15 protein-coding genes are annotated in these 15258 nt (G+C 54.6%); 8 read left to right on the forward strand and 7 right to left on the reverse strand.

The annotated features are described in order from the left end of the window. Nucleotides 1–44: 44 nt before the first annotated feature. Nucleotides 45–1826: a thiamine pyrophosphate-requiring protein gene (locus PU624_RS11040; RefSeq protein WP_283547654.1), complete on the forward strand. Its 1782-nt coding sequence runs from the start codon at nt 45–47 to the stop codon at nt 1824–1826. 98 nt (nt 1827–1924) lie between these two features. Then, complete coding sequence (locus tag PU624_RS11045) at nt 1925–2767, forward strand: oxidoreductase (RefSeq protein ID WP_283547655.1); 843 nt, start codon at nt 1925–1927, stop codon at nt 2765–2767. Between the two features lie 88 nt (nt 2768–2855). Here the strand turns inward: PU624_RS11045 and PU624_RS11050 are convergent, their stop codons facing one another. Beyond that, entirely contained in the window at nt 2856–3083 is a 228-nt protein-coding gene (locus PU624_RS11050; RefSeq protein ID WP_283547656.1) for a hypothetical protein, read from the reverse strand. Beyond that, entirely contained in the window at nt 3070–3636 is a 567-nt protein-coding gene (locus PU624_RS11055) for a hypothetical protein (protein WP_283547657.1), read from the reverse strand. The genes PU624_RS11050 and PU624_RS11055 overlap by 14 nt, the downstream gene beginning before the upstream one ends. A 366-nt stretch (nt 3637–4002) precedes the next feature. Between PU624_RS11055 and PU624_RS11060 the strand changes: the two genes are divergently transcribed. The 3 genes from PU624_RS11060 to biuH are packed head-to-tail and all read left to right on the forward strand — an operon-like array spanning nt 4003 to nt 7419. After that, nucleotides 4003–5439 (forward strand): amidase, encoded by a 1437-nt coding sequence (locus PU624_RS11060; protein WP_283547658.1) that lies wholly within the window; start codon nt 4003–4005, stop codon nt 5437–5439. Beyond that, nucleotides 5436–6752 carry a purine-cytosine permease family protein gene (locus PU624_RS11065; protein ID WP_283547659.1) on the forward strand — a complete coding sequence of 439 codons (1317 nt, stop codon included), beginning with the start codon at nt 5436–5438 and terminating at the stop codon, nt 6750–6752. The genes PU624_RS11060 and PU624_RS11065 overlap by 4 nt, the downstream gene beginning before the upstream one ends. Further along, a complete protein-coding gene (gene biuH / locus PU624_RS11070; protein WP_283547660.1) occupies nt 6733–7419 on the forward strand; it encodes a biuret amidohydrolase in 687 nt (228 codons plus the stop codon). The genes PU624_RS11065 and biuH overlap by 20 nt, the downstream gene beginning before the upstream one ends. Before the next feature lie 27 nt (nt 7420–7446). Here biuH and PU624_RS11075 read toward each other — a convergent pair whose 3' ends face one another. Then, a complete protein-coding gene (locus PU624_RS11075; protein ID WP_283547661.1) occupies nt 7447–9627 on the reverse strand; it encodes a putative bifunctional diguanylate cyclase/phosphodiesterase in 2181 nt (726 codons plus the stop codon). A 417-nt stretch (nt 9628–10044) separates the two neighbouring features. On the opposite strand from PU624_RS11075, the gene PU624_RS11080 reads away from it, so the two are divergent. Then, nucleotides 10045–11136, forward strand: a complete 1092-nt coding sequence (locus tag PU624_RS11080) for a mechanosensitive ion channel family protein (protein ID WP_283547662.1) — start codon at nt 10045–10047, stop codon at nt 11134–11136. A 271-nt stretch (nt 11137–11407) separates the two neighbouring features. Here the strand turns inward: PU624_RS11080 and PU624_RS11085 are convergent, their stop codons facing one another. Together PU624_RS11085 and PU624_RS11090 are read right to left on the reverse strand one after the other, a co-directional pair. Continuing rightward, nucleotides 11408–11953, reverse strand: a complete 546-nt coding sequence (locus PU624_RS11085; protein WP_283547663.1) for an immunity 42 family protein — start codon at nt 11951–11953, stop codon at nt 11408–11410. A 93-nt stretch (nt 11954–12046) separates the two neighbouring features. Next, a complete protein-coding gene (locus tag PU624_RS11090; protein WP_283547664.1) occupies nt 12047–12247 on the reverse strand; it encodes a hypothetical protein in 201 nt (66 codons plus the stop codon). Between the two features lie 302 nt (nt 12248–12549). On the opposite strand from PU624_RS11090, the gene PU624_RS11095 reads away from it, so the two are divergent. Beyond that, nucleotides 12550–13086 carry a GNAT family N-acetyltransferase gene (locus PU624_RS11095; protein ID WP_283547665.1) on the forward strand — a complete coding sequence of 179 codons (537 nt, stop codon included), beginning with the start codon at nt 12550–12552 and terminating at the stop codon, nt 13084–13086. Between the two features lie 222 nt (nt 13087–13308). On the opposite strand, the gene PU624_RS11100 is transcribed toward PU624_RS11095, so the two are convergent. Together PU624_RS11100 and PU624_RS11105 are read right to left on the reverse strand one after the other, a co-directional pair. After that, complete coding sequence (locus PU624_RS11100; RefSeq protein ID WP_283547666.1) at nt 13309–13806, reverse strand: P-loop nucleotide/nucleoside kinase family protein; 498 nt, start codon at nt 13804–13806, stop codon at nt 13309–13311. A 134-nt stretch (nt 13807–13940) separates the two neighbouring features. After that, the gene (locus tag PU624_RS11105; RefSeq protein WP_283547667.1) at nt 13941–14570 is read right to left on the reverse strand and encodes a Vat family streptogramin A O-acetyltransferase; all 630 of its coding nucleotides are present in this window, start codon (nt 14568–14570) and stop codon (nt 13941–13943) included. Nucleotides 14571–14825: 255 nt separating this feature from the next. Between PU624_RS11105 and fos the strand changes: the two genes are divergently transcribed. Then, nucleotides 14826–15224, forward strand: coding sequence for a fosfomycin resistance glutathione transferase (gene fos / locus PU624_RS11110; protein WP_283547668.1), 399 nt, complete (start codon nt 14826–14828; stop codon nt 15222–15224). Nucleotides 15225–15258: the final 34 nt, after the last annotated feature.

Consider the following 15258-nt stretch of genomic DNA (forward strand, 5'->3'; position numbering starts at 1 on the left):
TACTACGCTTTAAGTCTGCAAGGACTACGAGGGGAAACGCGACGATGAGCATGAAAACCAGTGATTTTTTTGTCCAGCGCCTGAAAGAGTGGGGCGTCACACGCATTTACGGCTATCCGGGAGACGGCATTAACGGCGTGCTGGGCGCCATCCAGCGCGCGAACGCTAAAGGCGACGGCATCGAATTTATTCAGGTTCGCCACGAAGAGATGGCGGCCTTTATGGCGGCCGGGCACGCGAAATTCACCGGTGAGCTGGGCGTCTGCCTCTCAACCGGCGGGCCGGGCGCAACCCATCTGCTGACCGGACTCTATGACGCCAAAATGGATCATGCTCCGGTGCTGGCGATTGCCGGACAGGCGGAAGCGACCGCGCGGGGTGCCAGTTACCAGCAGGAGATGAACCTGGATCGCATCTTCTCGGATGTGGCCAACTTCGTTCAGGAAGCTTCAACCACGACGCAGGTGCGCCATCTGCTGGACCGGGGCGTGCGCATCGCCAAAGCGCAAAATGGCGTAGCGGTAATCATTATCCCTAAAGATATTCAGGATGAGGAGTGGCAGCCACCGCAGCATCTGCACGGGTTTACCCATTCCGGCAGCGGCTATCAGCGTCCTAAAGTCATTCCTTACGAAGCGGATCTGCAACGCGCCGCTGAGGTGCTTAACGCCGGTAAAAAAGTGGCGATTCTGATCGGTGCAGGCGCACGTAACGCCGCCGTTGAGGTGGTGCAGGTCGCCAATGTATTGGGCGCGGGCGTGGCAAAAGCGCTGCTCGGCAAAGATGTGCTGCCGGACGATGCGCCGTTTGTCACCGGCTCGATTGGCCTGCTGGGTACGAAGCCGTCCTCCGATCTGATGAAGAACTGCGACACCCTGCTGATGATTGGTAGTGGCTTTCCGTGGACGGAATTCCTGCCGGAAGAGGGCAAGGCGCGTGCGGTGCAGATCGACATCGATCCCGCCATGCTGGGCCTGCGCTATCCCAGCGAAGTCAATCTGCATGGCGATGCGGCTGAAACCCTGCGCGCGCTGCTGCCGCTGCTGGAGCACAAAGAGGATCGCAGCTGGCAGGAGGATATCGCGGTTCAGGTGCGGGACTGGTGGACGCTCATGGAAGAACGCGCCATGGCACCCGCGAATCCGGTCAATCCGCAGCGGGTAGTGTGGGAGATGTCGCCACAGCTGCCGGACAACGCCATTGTTACTTCGGACTCCGGCTCCTGCGCCAACTGGTTTGCCCGCGACTATCGGGTAAAACAGGGGCAGCGCGCTTCGCTCTCCGGCGGTCTGGCCTGTATGGGCGCAGCGGTGCCTTACGCGATTGCCGCGAAATTTGCCCACCCGGAAAAGCCAGTGGTGGCGCTGGTGGGTGACGGTGCGATGCAGATGAACAACATGGCCGAGCTGATCACCATCCAGAAATACTGGCAGCAGTGGGCCGACCCGCGCCTGATCGTCTGCGTGTTCAACAACCAGGATCTCAATCAGGTGACCTGGGAGCAGCGCGTCATGGAGGGCAATCCGCGTTTTGACGCTTCGCAGCAGCTGCCGGATGTGAAGTACGCTGAGTTTGCTGAGTCGCTGGGGATGATCGGTATCTTTATCGATAATCCTGACGATCTGGCGGGGGCCTGGCAGCGTGCCCTCAGCGCCGATCGCCCTGTTTTGCTGGAGGTGAAAACCGATCCGGAAGTTGCGCCGTTACCGCCGCACATCACCTTTAAGCAGGCGAAAGCCTTTATGGCGTCGATGGTGAAGGGCGATCGCGGCGCGGCGCAGATCATCAGTGACACCGCCAGCCAGCTGTTTCATAAAAAGCATTAAGGGCTAAGTGGGGCGGTCGCGCCTCGCTAACCTTGATCCCCGGATGCTTTCGCGTCCGGGTCTTAAACCCCTTTATCACACTCAACGGGAGTCTTGTTATGACTGCTCATTCCAGCCCTGTCTGGTTAATCTCGGGATGTTCGACCGGTTTTGGTCGTGAACTGGCGCAGCAGACCATCGCGCGTGGCTTTAAGGTTGTCGTGACGGCGCGTGACACCGCGTCCATTGCCGATCTGGTTGAGGGACACGACAACGCACTGGCGGTGGCGCTGGATGTGACCCGGCAGGCGAGCATCGACCAGGCAGTCAAAGCGGCACTGGATGCGTTCGGCACCATTGATGTGCTGGTAAACAACGCCGGTTACGGCTATCAGAGTTCAGTGGAAGAGGGTGTGGAAAGCGAAATCCGCGCACAGTTTGATGCCAACGTCTTCGGCCTGTTTGCCCTGACCCGCGCCGTGCTGCCTGCGATGAGAAAGGCGCGCAGCGGCCACGTCATCAACATCACTTCGGTGGCAGGCTTAATTGGTTTCGCCAGCTCAGGCTACTACTCTGCCAGTAAGCATGCGGTAGAAGGCTGGTCCGATTCGCTGGCACTGGAAGCCGGTCCACTGGGCATTCACGTGACCTGTGTCGAGCCCGGTCCGTTCCGCACTGACTGGGCCGGACGCTCACTGCATCAGACGCCGAGCACCCTGCCGGAATATGCAGAAACTGCGGCTGCGCGGATGAAAGCCACCGCCGAATACAGCGGCACTCAGAAGGGCGATCCGGCGCGGGCCGCTACGGCGATGATCGCCATTACCGAACATGCCAACCCGCCACGCCATCTGGTGATGGGTGCCTGGGGCCATGACGCTGTGACCAGCAAGCTCAAAGAGCGTCTGGCTGAGATCGAAGCGTGGAAACAGACGTCGGTAGAGACGGATTTTCCGGAGTAAAGGTGAGTTGCGGGTGGCGTGAAGTCGCCTGAGGATGAACCAGATGCGGTTAAAAATACGAAAGGCCCATTTATCGGGCCTTTAAACGCTAATCGGGGATTTTAGCTTGCTGCCTCTCGCGCGCATTCAGCTCTTTCAGCTTACGGCGCAACAGGGCAGATGAGGAACGTTTTCTCGCCTGAGCTAACTGGGCTTGAATGGCGGGCAGATCGGGCCGGGCCAGCCACTCTGCAATCAAAAGTGCCCTTAACTCTTTATATCGGGTTTCAACCGGAGCCAAAGGGGTTGTTTCATCGTGTGTATCATAAAACGACATAGCAAGCTCTCCCTGTAGTCACTACTTTATAAGCCTGGAAACAGTCCGGGATTAAAGGTTGCGGCGCTTTTTTCGGCAACCCTGTTCGGCGATTGTAGCGTAGTTCATTTTTTAACCCAAGCATGGCGTCATAAATCTCTTCCAGAGGAGTAGGACGATTGCGTTCAACGATCTCGCCTGACGCAGGCTGGAAAACAAAACCGCCGATAGAGAAGCTTTCATGGTGTGCCATTAACGCAAGTACTACGCTTTTTAAAACGACTGCACTGCCTAATCCGGGAATGCTGATGTGGCGAAAATCGCTCAGGCACTCCAGACCATCGAACACGTCAAAACAGACCTCAGCCAGGCCATTAACCGGAAAGGAGATACCGGGTGGCATCTGATATCCGATGCGGGTAAAGGTCTGTTCATCTATCCGGTCGCCAACGATGACAGTGTAAGTTTCGCAACCGACAACAAAAACGTAGCTGTGATAAATCTGGCGGTCATAAATGAATCTTTTTCGTCTGATTTCGTAGTTTTCGAGATAAATATCTTCTTCAATGCGCACTTCTCATCCCTGCCGTAGCGTATGAATCCCTGAAACTCGATTTTTCAGTTCCTGCTCAGCATCGTCAAACATCCCTGGTAAAAGTGAGGTTATTCATTCCAGCATTTCAGCCGCCGTTGCGGATTAACAACATCGTTTTGTAAGCCAGCCCGCAAACCATTCACCTATGACGCCCCCTTATCGCGCAGCCCTGCGCCATCATCGTGCTGAAAAAATAAACAGCTGCCCGCTCCCGACATCATAAGAATTCGATCTTGTATCCCAGCCCGTATTCCATCTGGCATCCCTGCTTCAGACCGAACCGTTCACCGTTATCTGGCACGCTTCATGCACTCGCTAACGGGTACACTTTTGGCGAGGTAACCCATGTTTGACTCCTTATTAGACGAAGATGCCACCACGATGGCTGCACTGATCCGCAGCGGGGAAGTCTCGGCCTGCGAGCTGACCGGGGCGGCGCTGGCGCGGATGGAGCGGCGGGAACCGGCGATACAGGCCTTTTGTACCCCGACGCCGGAACGGGCGATGAAACAGGCCAGAGCCGTGGATGACCGACGGGCGCGCGGAGAAACGCTGGGCGCGCTGGCGGGCGTACCGCTGGCGGTAAAAGATTTAATCTGCACTGCAAACGTCAGAACCACCTCCGGTTCTGCGGCCTACAAAGACTTCGTACCGGAAGATGACGACATTACGGTGGAACGCCTGCTGGCCGCCGATGCCATTCTGCTGGGCAAAACCACTGCGCCGGAGTTTGGCTACAGCGGCGTCGGGCACAATCCGCTGTTCCCGTCGCCGCGTAATCCCTGGAATCTGGCGATGACGCCAGGCGGTTCCAGCGCCGGTTCCGGTGCGGCGGTGGCGGCGCGGCTCTGCCCGATTGCGCTGGGCAGCGACGGTGGCGGCTCGGTGCGCATTCCGGCGGCGCACTGCGGTATTTTTGGTTTCAAAGCGTCGATGGGGCGGGTGCCGTTGTGGCCCGGCTGCCGTGATGAACGCTATCCTGGCGTGTCGAGCTGGGAGTCGCTGGAACATATCGGGCCAATGACGCGCAGCGTGCGTGATGCCGCGCTGATGATGTCGCTGATGGCGGGGCCGGATATGCGTGACCGCCACTCGATCCCCTGCAGCGACGTTGACTGGCTGGGTGCACCAGAACATCTGCCCGGCAAACTCCGCATCGCTTTCAGCGCAGATTTTGGTTATGTGGCCGTTGACCCGGAAGTGCGGGCGGTGGTCAGTGCAGCGGTGCAGCGCTTTGCCGCTGAAATCGGTGCGGAACTGGAGCTGGCCGATCCCGGCTTCCCGGATCCGGCTGCCGCCTTTGGTGCGCTGGTGGCGATGGAGAGCGACCTCACCGGCATGCGCCAGATGATGGCGGAACAGGGTAGCGAGATGTCACCCCATCTGGTCGCCATGCTGCAGCGCGACTGGCGGGCGGAAAACTTCACCGATGCCATCGCCACCCGCAAAGCGGTCAGCAACAGCCTGTGGCGCTTTATGCAGCGCTTTGATCTGTTGATCACCCCAACATTGGCAGTGCCACCGTTCCCGCTGGGGATGCAGGGACCGGAGATCATCGATGGCCGTATGGTCCGCAACGATCACTGGCTCTCGTTCTGCTACCCGTTCAACTTCACCGGCCAGCCCGCCGCATCCGTGCCCGCTGGTTTCACCGCCAGCGGCCTGCCCGTCGGCTTGCAGATTGTCGGACGTCATCTTGATGATGCTTTAGTGCTGGCTGCCAGTGCCGCTTTCGAGCGCATTCAGCCGTGGAATCACCTTCAACCCGGAATCGCCCAATGAAAAAGTCTGATACACCTGCGCTGGAGCAGGAGTTTGAACATGAGCCAGTGCCGCTGTCGCACCGCCATTCAACCCGCTCCGTCTCAGCCGTCTGGTTTGGATTCCCGATGATCCTGACCAACGCGCTGTTTGGCGGCATCATCACCTGGCATCTGGGGTTCTGGCCCGCGCTGATCGCCATTCTGCTGGGCAACCTGGTGCTGTTCGCCTATGTCGGCGCGCTAAGCTGGTACGCCGGTAACACCGGGATGAACTTTGCTTTACAGGCCAGACGCACCTTTGGCAGCAAAGGCTACATCCTGGTCTCCGGTTTCCTCTCCACGGTGGTGATCGGCTGGTATGCCTTCCAGACCGGCCTTACCGGCACGGTCATCAATCAGACCTTTGGCTGGAATGCGCTGGCGGTCACGGCCTTTGCCATGATCCTCTATACCGGCATCACGTTCCTGGGCGTGCGGGCGCTGTCGGTGCTGGGGATGATCGCGGCACCGCTGTTTGTGGTGCTGGGGATGGTGGCGCTGTGGCTGATCAGCAAACAGCACGACTTCTCCATCGTGACGCAGTGGAAGGGCAGCGCCAGCGCAGCCGGTGCGATGAGCATGGGCACTGCCGTCACCATGGTGGTGGCCGGTTTTGCCGACTCCGGCACCATGACCGCTGACTTTACCCGCTGGTCAAAGAATGGACGTTCAGCGGTGATTGCCGCATTCTCTGCCTTCCCGGTCGCGAATGTGATCTCCTATCTGTTTGGCGTGGTGATTGTGGCAGTGGGCGCAGCGGTTGATCCACTGACCAACGGCGGCAACTTCCTGCCGATGCTGATGGGGCACAGCGCCTTTCTGTCGGTCGTCGCCTGCCTGTTTGTTTTTATCAATCTGGGATCGGTCTGTACCCACTGTCTCTACAATGGCGCGGTGGGCTTCAGTCATCTGTTCAGCAGCAAAATGCGGATCTGGACGCTGATCCTCGGGGCCATTGGCGGCGTGCTGGCGCTGGCGGGCGTCTGGTCCTATTTCCTGGAGTGGCTCAGCCTGCTGGGAATGGTTGTGCCGCCGTTTGGTGCCGTGATGATTGTGGATTTGATCTTTATGGCGCGCATCAGCGAGCAGCGTCCGGCGCAGCGTTTCCGTGGCACCGCGTTTGCCGCCTGGGCGATTGGCAGCCTGTGTGCGGTTATCGCCCACGTGGCTTTCCCGCAGTTCGGTGAAGCGGTGATTGGTCTGGTGACCGCTGCCATCAGCTACAGCGTGATCACTAAAATGCGCATGCCGCGCCCGGTAATGGAGAACAGCAATGCCCGACTACAGCGTTAATTCAACCCCTTACGCATGGCCGTTTGACGGAAGCTTTACCCCGGCTGACACGGCGCTGGTCGTGATTGATATGCAGACCGACTTCTGTGGCGTCGGCGGCTATGTCGATAGCATGGGTTATGACGTGAGCCTGACCCGTGCACCCATCGCCCCGTTGCAGCAGGTGCTGGCGGCGATGCGCGCCCGGCAGTTTCCGATTATCCATACCCGTGAAGGACACCGTCCCGACCTCAGCGATCTGCCTGCCAACAAACGCTGGCGTTCACGACGGATGAACGCCGGGATTGGGGATGTCGGACCGTGTGGCCGTATTCTGGTGCGCGGTGAGCCGGGCTGGGAGATTATCCCGGAACTGGCCCCGTTGCCGGGGGAAGTGGTGATCGACAAGCCGGGTAAGGGTTCGTTTTATGCCACCGATCTGGAGCTGGTATTGCGCAGTCGCGGCATCCGTAATCTGATCCTCACCGGCATTACCACTGACGTCTGCGTCCATACCACGCTGCGCGAAGCCAACGATCGCGGCTTTGAGTGCCTGGTGCTGTCCGATTGCTGTGCCGCGACAGAGCGGCGGCATCATGAGGCGGCGCTGAGCATGATCCATATGCAGGGCGGTATCTTTGGCGCGGTCGCCACATCTGCCGCGCTGCTGGATAGCCTGGGCATTTAGCCGCGCTCAGGCTATCCAGACAGGCGGTTAACCCTGCTGATCGGGCGCGGATGATTTCATCAGCGCGTCAAGCTGATCGGCAGGCACCGCCTGACTGAACAGATAACCCTGCAACTGATTACAGCCCGCATCCGCCAGCGCCGACATCTGTCCGGCGGTTTCCACGCCTTCTGCCGTCACCATCAGGCCCATGGCGTGACCCAGTTTTACCACCGATTCAACAATCGCCACTGAATTTTCCGCCACGCCCAGCGACTGGGTGAACGAGCGGTCGATTTTGATTTTATCCACCGGGAAGGTGCTGAGATAGTTGAGGCTGGAGTAGCCGGTGCCGAAGTCATCCAGCGCAATGCGGAAGCCCGCTTCCCGCAGCGTCACAATGATCTGGCGGGCTTCACGTTCATCCTCGATTAACACCCCTTCGGTGATCTCCAGCTCCAGCCGCTTCGGATCACCGCCATGCTCGCCGACAATCGCCATCACCCGCTCAACAAAGCCGCTGGAGCGGAACTGAACCGGCGAGACGTTAACCGCCACCAGCAGCTCGGGAAAACGCTGCTGAGTGACACAGGCTTCCGCCAGCACCCACTCGCCCAGCGGGATAATCAGGCCGGTCTCTTCAGCTATCGCGATAAATTCGCCGGGTGCAATCAGGCCGCGCGTCGGATGGTGCCAGCGCAGCAGCGCCTCAATGCCGACCATCTGCTGACCGCCCACATCCATCAGCGGCTGATACCACACCTCCAGTTCCTGACGGGTCTGCAGCGCCGTGCGTAAATCGTCGGCGATGGTCTGGCGGGTTCGCACCGATTCATCCATCGCCCGTTCAAACTGACGATAGCGCCCGCGTCCGCCACTTTTGGCTTCATACAGCGCAATATCCGCTTTGCGCATCAGCTCCAGCCGATCGATGCCATCTCTGGGTGCCAGCGCCAGCCCGATGCTGGCACCGCTCCAGACATCGTTGCCGAACAGGGTAAAAGGCTGGGCCAGCTCGTCGATAATGCGCTGCGCCAGGCTATTCACCTGACCGATATTATCGACCTCCGGCATCACCACGATAAATTCATCGCCGCCGATGCGTCCCACGGTATCGCTGGCCCGCACGATACGGCTCAGGCGCTGGGCCACGGCGATGATCAGCTCATCGCCAGCGTGATGGCCGTGTGTATCGTTGACGGCCTTAAAGCGGTCGAGGTCGATCAGCAGCAGGGCGACACGCTGATCGTTGCGCGTCGCCAGCGCCAGCGCCTGGGTCAGGCGGTCTTCAACCAGCGCACGGTTCGGCAGGCCGGTCAGCACATCATGAAACGCCAGATGCTGTGCCTGTGCCTCCGACGCGCCAAGCCTGAGCATCGATTGCGAGAGGTTGACTGACGAGTTCCAGAGTCGCCGCACCATATAAAGGCAGAGCAGGGATATCGCCAGCACGGCCAGCCCGGTAGACGGCCCGATGGTGCGCAGCATCTGCGCACCCGGACGGGAAGGGATCCAGTTCAGATAGCCGACCGCTTCGCCCGCCTGCGCGATCAACAGATAACGCGCATCGGTGCCCTGCTGAGGCGAGCCGTCGGAGAAATGCAGTCCCTGAAGCTGATTGCGTTCTGCCAGACCCGCCAGGTAGCCGTCATCAAGAAATTTCAGGCTCACCAGCCGGTAGTGCGGCTGGGCGTCGCTGTCGCGCTGGATGTTACCCACGGCCAGCGCTGCGGCACGGTTCGTCACACGCGCATAATCGGCGTTATCCTGACGCGCCGGATCTTTTACCAGCGGGCTTTTAAGCACGTCACCAATCAGCGGGTCGTTGTCCGCGGCGGAGACCCGCTGACCTTCACGCCAGACTCTGACAATCTGGTTTTGCGGGTCCAGCACCATAATCAGCTGATGGCCGAACATCTCATACAGCCACTGTCCGATGTTTTCATCCAGCCACCTGCCGCTGTTGCCCTCCGCCAGATGCTGCTCAAAGGGCCCCCAGCGCGACAGGCTATGCAGCTGGCGCAGATGCTCATTCAGACTCTGTGAAAAAGAGGCTTCAATCATCCGTTGCTGCTGATGCCGGGCCTCGGCATTAGTCAGTGAGGTACCCACAAACAGCGCAGCGCCTGCACCCACAAATGTCAGCAACAGGATAGCCACCAGCGGCACCAGCACTTCACGCAGGAAACTGCGGCGAAAATCAGAGGAAAGTTTAATGGTGTTAATCATATTGTTGTTTTTCTCAGCAGCAGGGGAACAGAATAAAAACTAGCAGATGCTAATAAATGTTTCACGTTAACCGTTGCGGTTAGTGAGTCTGGCAACGTTTTTTGTTACCGCCAGGCCGGGAAAGACTGAAGAGTGGGTGCAGGAGAGTGTGCGCTTTGTATCAGTTATTTTAATGAAGATGGTATGGCAGGTAGGTGACATAGAGGCCGGGATTGTGCACGGTTCTCAGAAGCGGTGAGCCTGATGCGCAGAAGCAGTGGTCATCCCATTACCGCGCATTTCCTGCCAACTTCGTCGCTATGGTTCATACTCATGAGCGCTGATTGTGTTACGAACGGATAACCGTGATGACAACGGTTACTGAGTTTGTCACTTAACTGACAGCCTGAGGTTGTCAGCTGACTGTAAGGGAAAATAATGCCATTGTTATTCGGTGAGTTATCTGGCTTCCCCTCATGGGTGCCTGTTGTATTACTCGTCTCGCTTTCATTTGTTGTGGGTTTCCTGGCCCGCCTTATCCTGCTCCGGTTCATCCGCTACTGGCAGATTCGTGACAGAAAGCTGTTCAAATCCCTGGAAAAGCACCTTAGCGGTTCCATGTTCTTTTTTATCCCGCTATTAATGATCAATGTCGGGATTAATTACATCGATTTCCATCCTGAATCACTTGATCTGATCACCAATATCATCAACGTCTTTATTATCATGTCATTCTGCTCGGTCTTAATACGGCTGACCCACGTGGCGCAGGATATGCTGTATATCCGCTATGACATTAATATTTCCAATAACCTTCGTGCGCGTAAAATTCGCACGCAGATTATCTATGTCAAAAAAGTCGTTATCGTCATCCTGGTGCTGTTCTGTGTTTCGCTGATTCTGCTGAGCTTTCCCGGCGTCCGTAAATTCGGTACCACTATTCTGGCCGGTGCGGGTGTGGCCGGTATCATTATTGGCTTTGCCTTACAGAAGTCGCTGGTTAACCTGTTCGCCGGTATTCAGATCGCCTTTACCCAGCCCATCAAGATTGATGATGCGGTAGTGGTGGAAAAAGAGTGGGGCTGGATTGAAGAGATTAACCTGACCTATGTGGTAGTTCGCATCTGGGATCTGCGCCGTCTGGTGCTGCCGATCACCTACTTCACTGAGAATCCGTTTCAGAACTGGACGCGCAACAATGCCCAGATTTTAGGCTCGGTGTTTCTCTATGTGGATTACTCGATGCCGCTGGAGCCGCTGCGCAAACATTTTGAAAAAGTGCTGAGTGAAACCAAGCTCTGGGATCAGGAAACCTCTGTGCTTCAGGTGACTGACACCACCGAAAAAACCATGACCATCAGGATGCTGATGACTGCCCAGAACTCCCCAATCGCCTTTGATTTACGCTGTTATGTGCGTGAGAAGATGATTGAATTTATTCAGCAGAATTACCCGGAAAGCCTGCCACAGGTGAGGGCGTCGCTGACGGATAGCGGGTCGGAGAAGGTTGGGAGAGGGGTGATGGAGTAGGGCGTTTTAGGTATTGGGAGCGGCAGTTTGATGAGATGTGTGAGCATCCTGATGGCTGTTGCTCCCTTCTTTATTAATAGGATGTGGGCGCTGGTGGATGTGTTCGCTTTGTGCCAAAAGCGGACGTTTGCCACATGGTTCAAGCCCATTGAGTGGGAGAAACTCTTGCACATATGAGCTGAATACTAGATGTTACAAACGTCCTTGTTGTGATGTTCTCAGATGAGGGTATCAGTGTTTTAGATACTAAAAACCTGCCCTTTGACCATCATTAACTATTTAAATGTAATAAAGAAGCGGTGTGCTCCCTAAAGCTGGAAATTATTTCATTAACTTCCTTTTTCGCTAGAGTTATATCTTCTATAACAGGATGCTCTATGTCTTGCCAATTGCGTCTCTCACCACAATCAACTAATTCAGACACTTTACCACCTAATACTCTAACAAAGTCTTTATTCGAGACGGCAAAAAAACATGCTCCAGACTCTAAAATTATTGTGGGTGAAGCTTTGAACTTGCCAATTCCCTCAGGATATTCATCTTCTGGCGTGGGTTGTGGATAAGCCATTTCATACAGGTATTTAAAAGCTTTATCCGTAGGTGCGTTAAATATTTCGTCATCGATTGGCATAGCTACAAGCGCATTTTCATGATCAACAACATCATCATAATCAACGAATAAGGTCGACGTGCGGATGTCATTAGGATACATATTGCCGTTTAAAAAGAAATAAAAGAAACCATTCTTTATAGACTCGCCCCACTGGGGAACATGTTCAATCCAGATTGCAAAGCGATAGGGATCACCGAAAATCATAATATTCCTCTTTCGAATCGCTTAACGATTCCGAGAATTTGTGCTCGGAGCACATCAATACGCCCCCTGATTCTTAGTATTTTTATATAGTAATCACTCATTCCAAACATTCTCCGCATCAATATCGGGATAGCCTCGGCTTTTGATCATGTCTCTGGCAAACTCTGCAGGTAATTCAATAGCAGTAGCATTATCTCGTATTGACTTAACATCCTCTCGGGTCAATTCTCGTCCGGAGTCCATCTCTCTATCTTCAAGCAGTTCAGCAAGAGCAGGAATAAACATAATAGCCATGGTTTGCCAGAATTCATAAATGATTTAATTTTTAATTTTTGCATAGATAACATGTCAAAGCATACCCTCAGAGCCACTACACAATTGAAAAAATTCATATTTAAGTCTGTTCGTAAGGTGAAAGTATCCGCTTCTCGCTCATAGCGGACCTTAGCCTGCCGCAATTCATTTTTCTGCCAGAAGCGGACGCTGAAGCCGTAATACCATCTTTGCATGATGCAACAGATGACGGTATGTTCATATTTTTCGTAAGATAAACAAAATCTGATAGGGAATTCATCAACCAGCAAGGATAATTGCCCATGCCAACCCCCACACTTACAACAGATCGGTTGCTTTTAAAACCACTAGTCGCCGAAGATGCTAAGCAGATCCAGACGCTTTATCCCCGCTGGGAAATAGTCCGCTATATGGTGGCATCGGTCCCCTGGCCTTATCCAGAGAATTACGTTAATAACGTTGCTCTGCCTGACATGGCGAAAGGAATTGCATGGTTCTGGACTATCAGAAATCGTGAGATACCAGATAAAGTCATGGGCTTGATCTGTCTTTACGATGAAGAAGATAACAATCGTGGATTCTGGCTCGCACCGGAATATCAGGGTCAGGGCTATATGCGTGAAGCTAGTATTGCGGCTACAGATTACTGGTTCAACGTGTTGAATAAGCCGGTGTTACGCGCACCTAAAGCAGCCCTTAACAGCCGCTCTCAGCGTATTTCGGTCACTAGCGGAATGCAGCTTATTAAAACTGTTAAGAAGGATTATGTCAGCGGCCTTCTGGATTCTGATCTTTGGGAAATCACCCGCGATGAGTGGAATGCTCGAAAATTTCAATGATATCAGGAATATCACGTCCGCTTCTCGCTTATAGAGGACCAAACCCTTTTTCGACCCAGATTTGCACTTCAACACTCTCCGAAACCCCGCTGATATCGTCACTCTGACCTGACCGAATTGAGTGATGTGGTCGCTTTAAATTCCTGCAGGCAGAGCCAATACTCAGCATAAGGTTCATACCATCCATTACAGCCAATGGCATGGTCTGACGGCCGCCCATCACTAACCCCCAACCCTAACGATCTCCTCTACGCACTCAACAGGCGATAACCGCGCCGTATCCAGCTTCAAATGTTCTCTTTTCCATGGCTCATAAACACGATCCACAACGGCCTGCCAGTCAGGTACTTTCAAGCCTGGAATATCAGAGATTCTTTTCTCTACACGCGCACGATGCTGTTCAGGATTCGAACAGAGGATTTCTATTTCCAGAAAGGGAACACCTGAAGATATCGCGATATCCCGAAAACTATCACGCACCAGATTAAGGTCATTCACCGAGTCAGTGACAACCGGTAATCCCAGTTTCAGGTTGTCCCGTGCAAGCGCATACAGGATGAAATAGCCTTCCGGGCCAATGTGCCTTGAAGCTGCTGAACCATTACGCAATGCCTGTTCGATCGTATCGACGCGTAAATACACCGCTTTTAATTTTTCAGATAATAGTTTAGCGATCGTGCTTTTTCCGCAACCCGGAAGGCCACTAAAAATGTAGAGCATAACGACTCCTGTTTTAACCTGCGCTCCAGTGGTAAAGCAGGCAATTTTAGAAATCAGGCTGTGCGAAATCATCCCAACGGATTATGAATGAATGCCACCGTTTTCCCGCAGCGAACGTTGATGATTCTGCAGAGCTATTCTTCTGGCAAGGCTTTAAGGTCTGCTGAGATAATTGCCGGAAGGTGTTGGGTAATCTTTTCTACGGGCCAGTCCCACCAGGCCAGCTTCTCCAGTGTCGAAATGGTTTCATCGCTAAAACGCTGTTTGATAACTCTTGCGGGATTGCCACCCACAACCGAATAAGCCGGGACATCCGACGTGACGACAGAGCGTGACGAGATGATCGCGCCGTTGCCGATGTTAACGCCTGGCATAATCAGCGCCTGATAACCCATCCAGACGTCATTCCCAATCACCGTATCGCCTTTATAGGGCAGATCGCCGGGCTGAGGCTGACCGGCTTCCCATCCGTTTCCGAAGATGTAAAACGGATAAGTGGAGAAGCCGGCCATGCTGTGGTTAGCCCCATTCATGATGAACTGAACGCCTTTTGCGATAGCGCAGAATTTGCCGATGATGAGTTTGTCGCCAATAAACGGGAAGTGATAAAGGACATTGCGCTCGAAGTTTTCTGCGTCTTCAGGGTCATCATAATAAGTAAAATCACCGATGATGATGTTGGGGTTCTTCACCGTGTTTTTGATAAAACAAACCTGAGGGAAACCTTCCATTGGATGGGGATTGGCCGGATCCGGTCCGTACATTTTCTTTCCTTAACGCTTAATGAGTTCGTGCCAGTGTACACCATGAAGGCCGTCGTCCCTTGCGCCTAAGCCCGACCTTAGTCACCCGCTCATCGCGTAACTGTCCCGGCTGTATCATCCGCTTCGATTTCCTGTTTCAGACGTGAGTCCGGCAAAGAGTCAGCCGATATACAACCGTTTCTCAATTCTCTATGTGTGCAAAGAAATCTAAATCCTATAAATTAAATTCTTCTGCATTCTGATAAAGAGTTTTACATGCTGACAGGACTCAATCACATCACCCTCGCAGTAAGCAACCTGGCCAGTAGCCTGAGCTTTTATACTGGCACTCTTGGATTCATCCCCAAAGCTGCATGGGATCATGGCGCTTATCTCTCGCTGGGCGAACTCTGGCTCTGTCTCTCTGTGGATACCGTCTCTGCTGGAAATGATTACACCCACTATGCATTCACTATTGCTGGTGACGAATTCGAGGTGTTCGTTGAGCGATTGAGAGCGGCGGGTGTGACAGAGTGGAAGCGCAATAAAAGCGAGGGGAAATCTTTCTACTTTCTAGACCCCGATGGCCACAAGCTGGAGATCCATGATGGCGATCTTGAAAGTCGTATCAGAGCTTGCCTGACTCAGCCCTATCAGGGAATGACATTCTTCTGATGGACTGGCTCTTCGCCGGGCAGCGAAAATGACG

It is taken from the genome of Pantoea sp. Lij88, assembly GCF_030062155.1.
Taxonomy (GTDB): Bacteria; Pseudomonadota; Gammaproteobacteria; order Enterobacterales; family Enterobacteriaceae; genus Pantoea.

Coding starts and splice junctions, on each gene's coding strand:
- PU624_RS11080 (WP_283547662.1), top strand. CDS start 10,045: ATGCCATTGTTATTCGGTGAGTTATCTGGCTTCCCCTCATGGGTGCCT.
- fos (WP_283547668.1), top strand. CDS start 14,826: ATGCTGACAGGACTCAATCACATCACCCTCGCAGTAAGCAACCTGGCC.
- PU624_RS11105 (WP_283547667.1), bottom strand. CDS start 14,570: ATGTACGGACCGGATCCGGCCAATCCCCATCCAATGGAAGGTTTCCCT.
- biuH (WP_283547660.1), top strand. CDS start 6,733: ATGCCCGACTACAGCGTTAATTCAACCCCTTACGCATGGCCGTTTGAC.
- PU624_RS11045 (WP_283547655.1), top strand. CDS start 1,925: ATGACTGCTCATTCCAGCCCTGTCTGGTTAATCTCGGGATGTTCGACC.
- PU624_RS11095 (WP_283547665.1), top strand. CDS start 12,550: ATGCCAACCCCCACACTTACAACAGATCGGTTGCTTTTAAAACCACTA.
- PU624_RS11060 (WP_283547658.1), top strand. CDS start 4,003: ATGTTTGACTCCTTATTAGACGAAGATGCCACCACGATGGCTGCACTG.
- PU624_RS11090 (WP_283547664.1), bottom strand. CDS start 12,247: ATGGCTATTATGTTTATTCCTGCTCTTGCTGAACTGCTTGAAGATAGA.
- PU624_RS11050 (WP_283547656.1), bottom strand. CDS start 3,083: ATGTCGTTTTATGATACACACGATGAAACAACCCCTTTGGCTCCGGTT.
- PU624_RS11040 (WP_283547654.1), top strand. CDS start 45: ATGAGCATGAAAACCAGTGATTTTTTTGTCCAGCGCCTGAAAGAGTGG.
- PU624_RS11100 (WP_283547666.1), bottom strand. CDS start 13,806: ATGCTCTACATTTTTAGTGGCCTTCCGGGTTGCGGAAAAAGCACGATC.
- PU624_RS11075 (WP_283547661.1), bottom strand. CDS start 9,627: ATGATTAACACCATTAAACTTTCCTCTGATTTTCGCCGCAGTTTCCTG.
- PU624_RS11085 (WP_283547663.1), bottom strand. CDS start 11,953: ATGATTTTCGGTGATCCCTATCGCTTTGCAATCTGGATTGAACATGTT.
- PU624_RS11065 (WP_283547659.1), top strand. CDS start 5,436: ATGAAAAAGTCTGATACACCTGCGCTGGAGCAGGAGTTTGAACATGAG.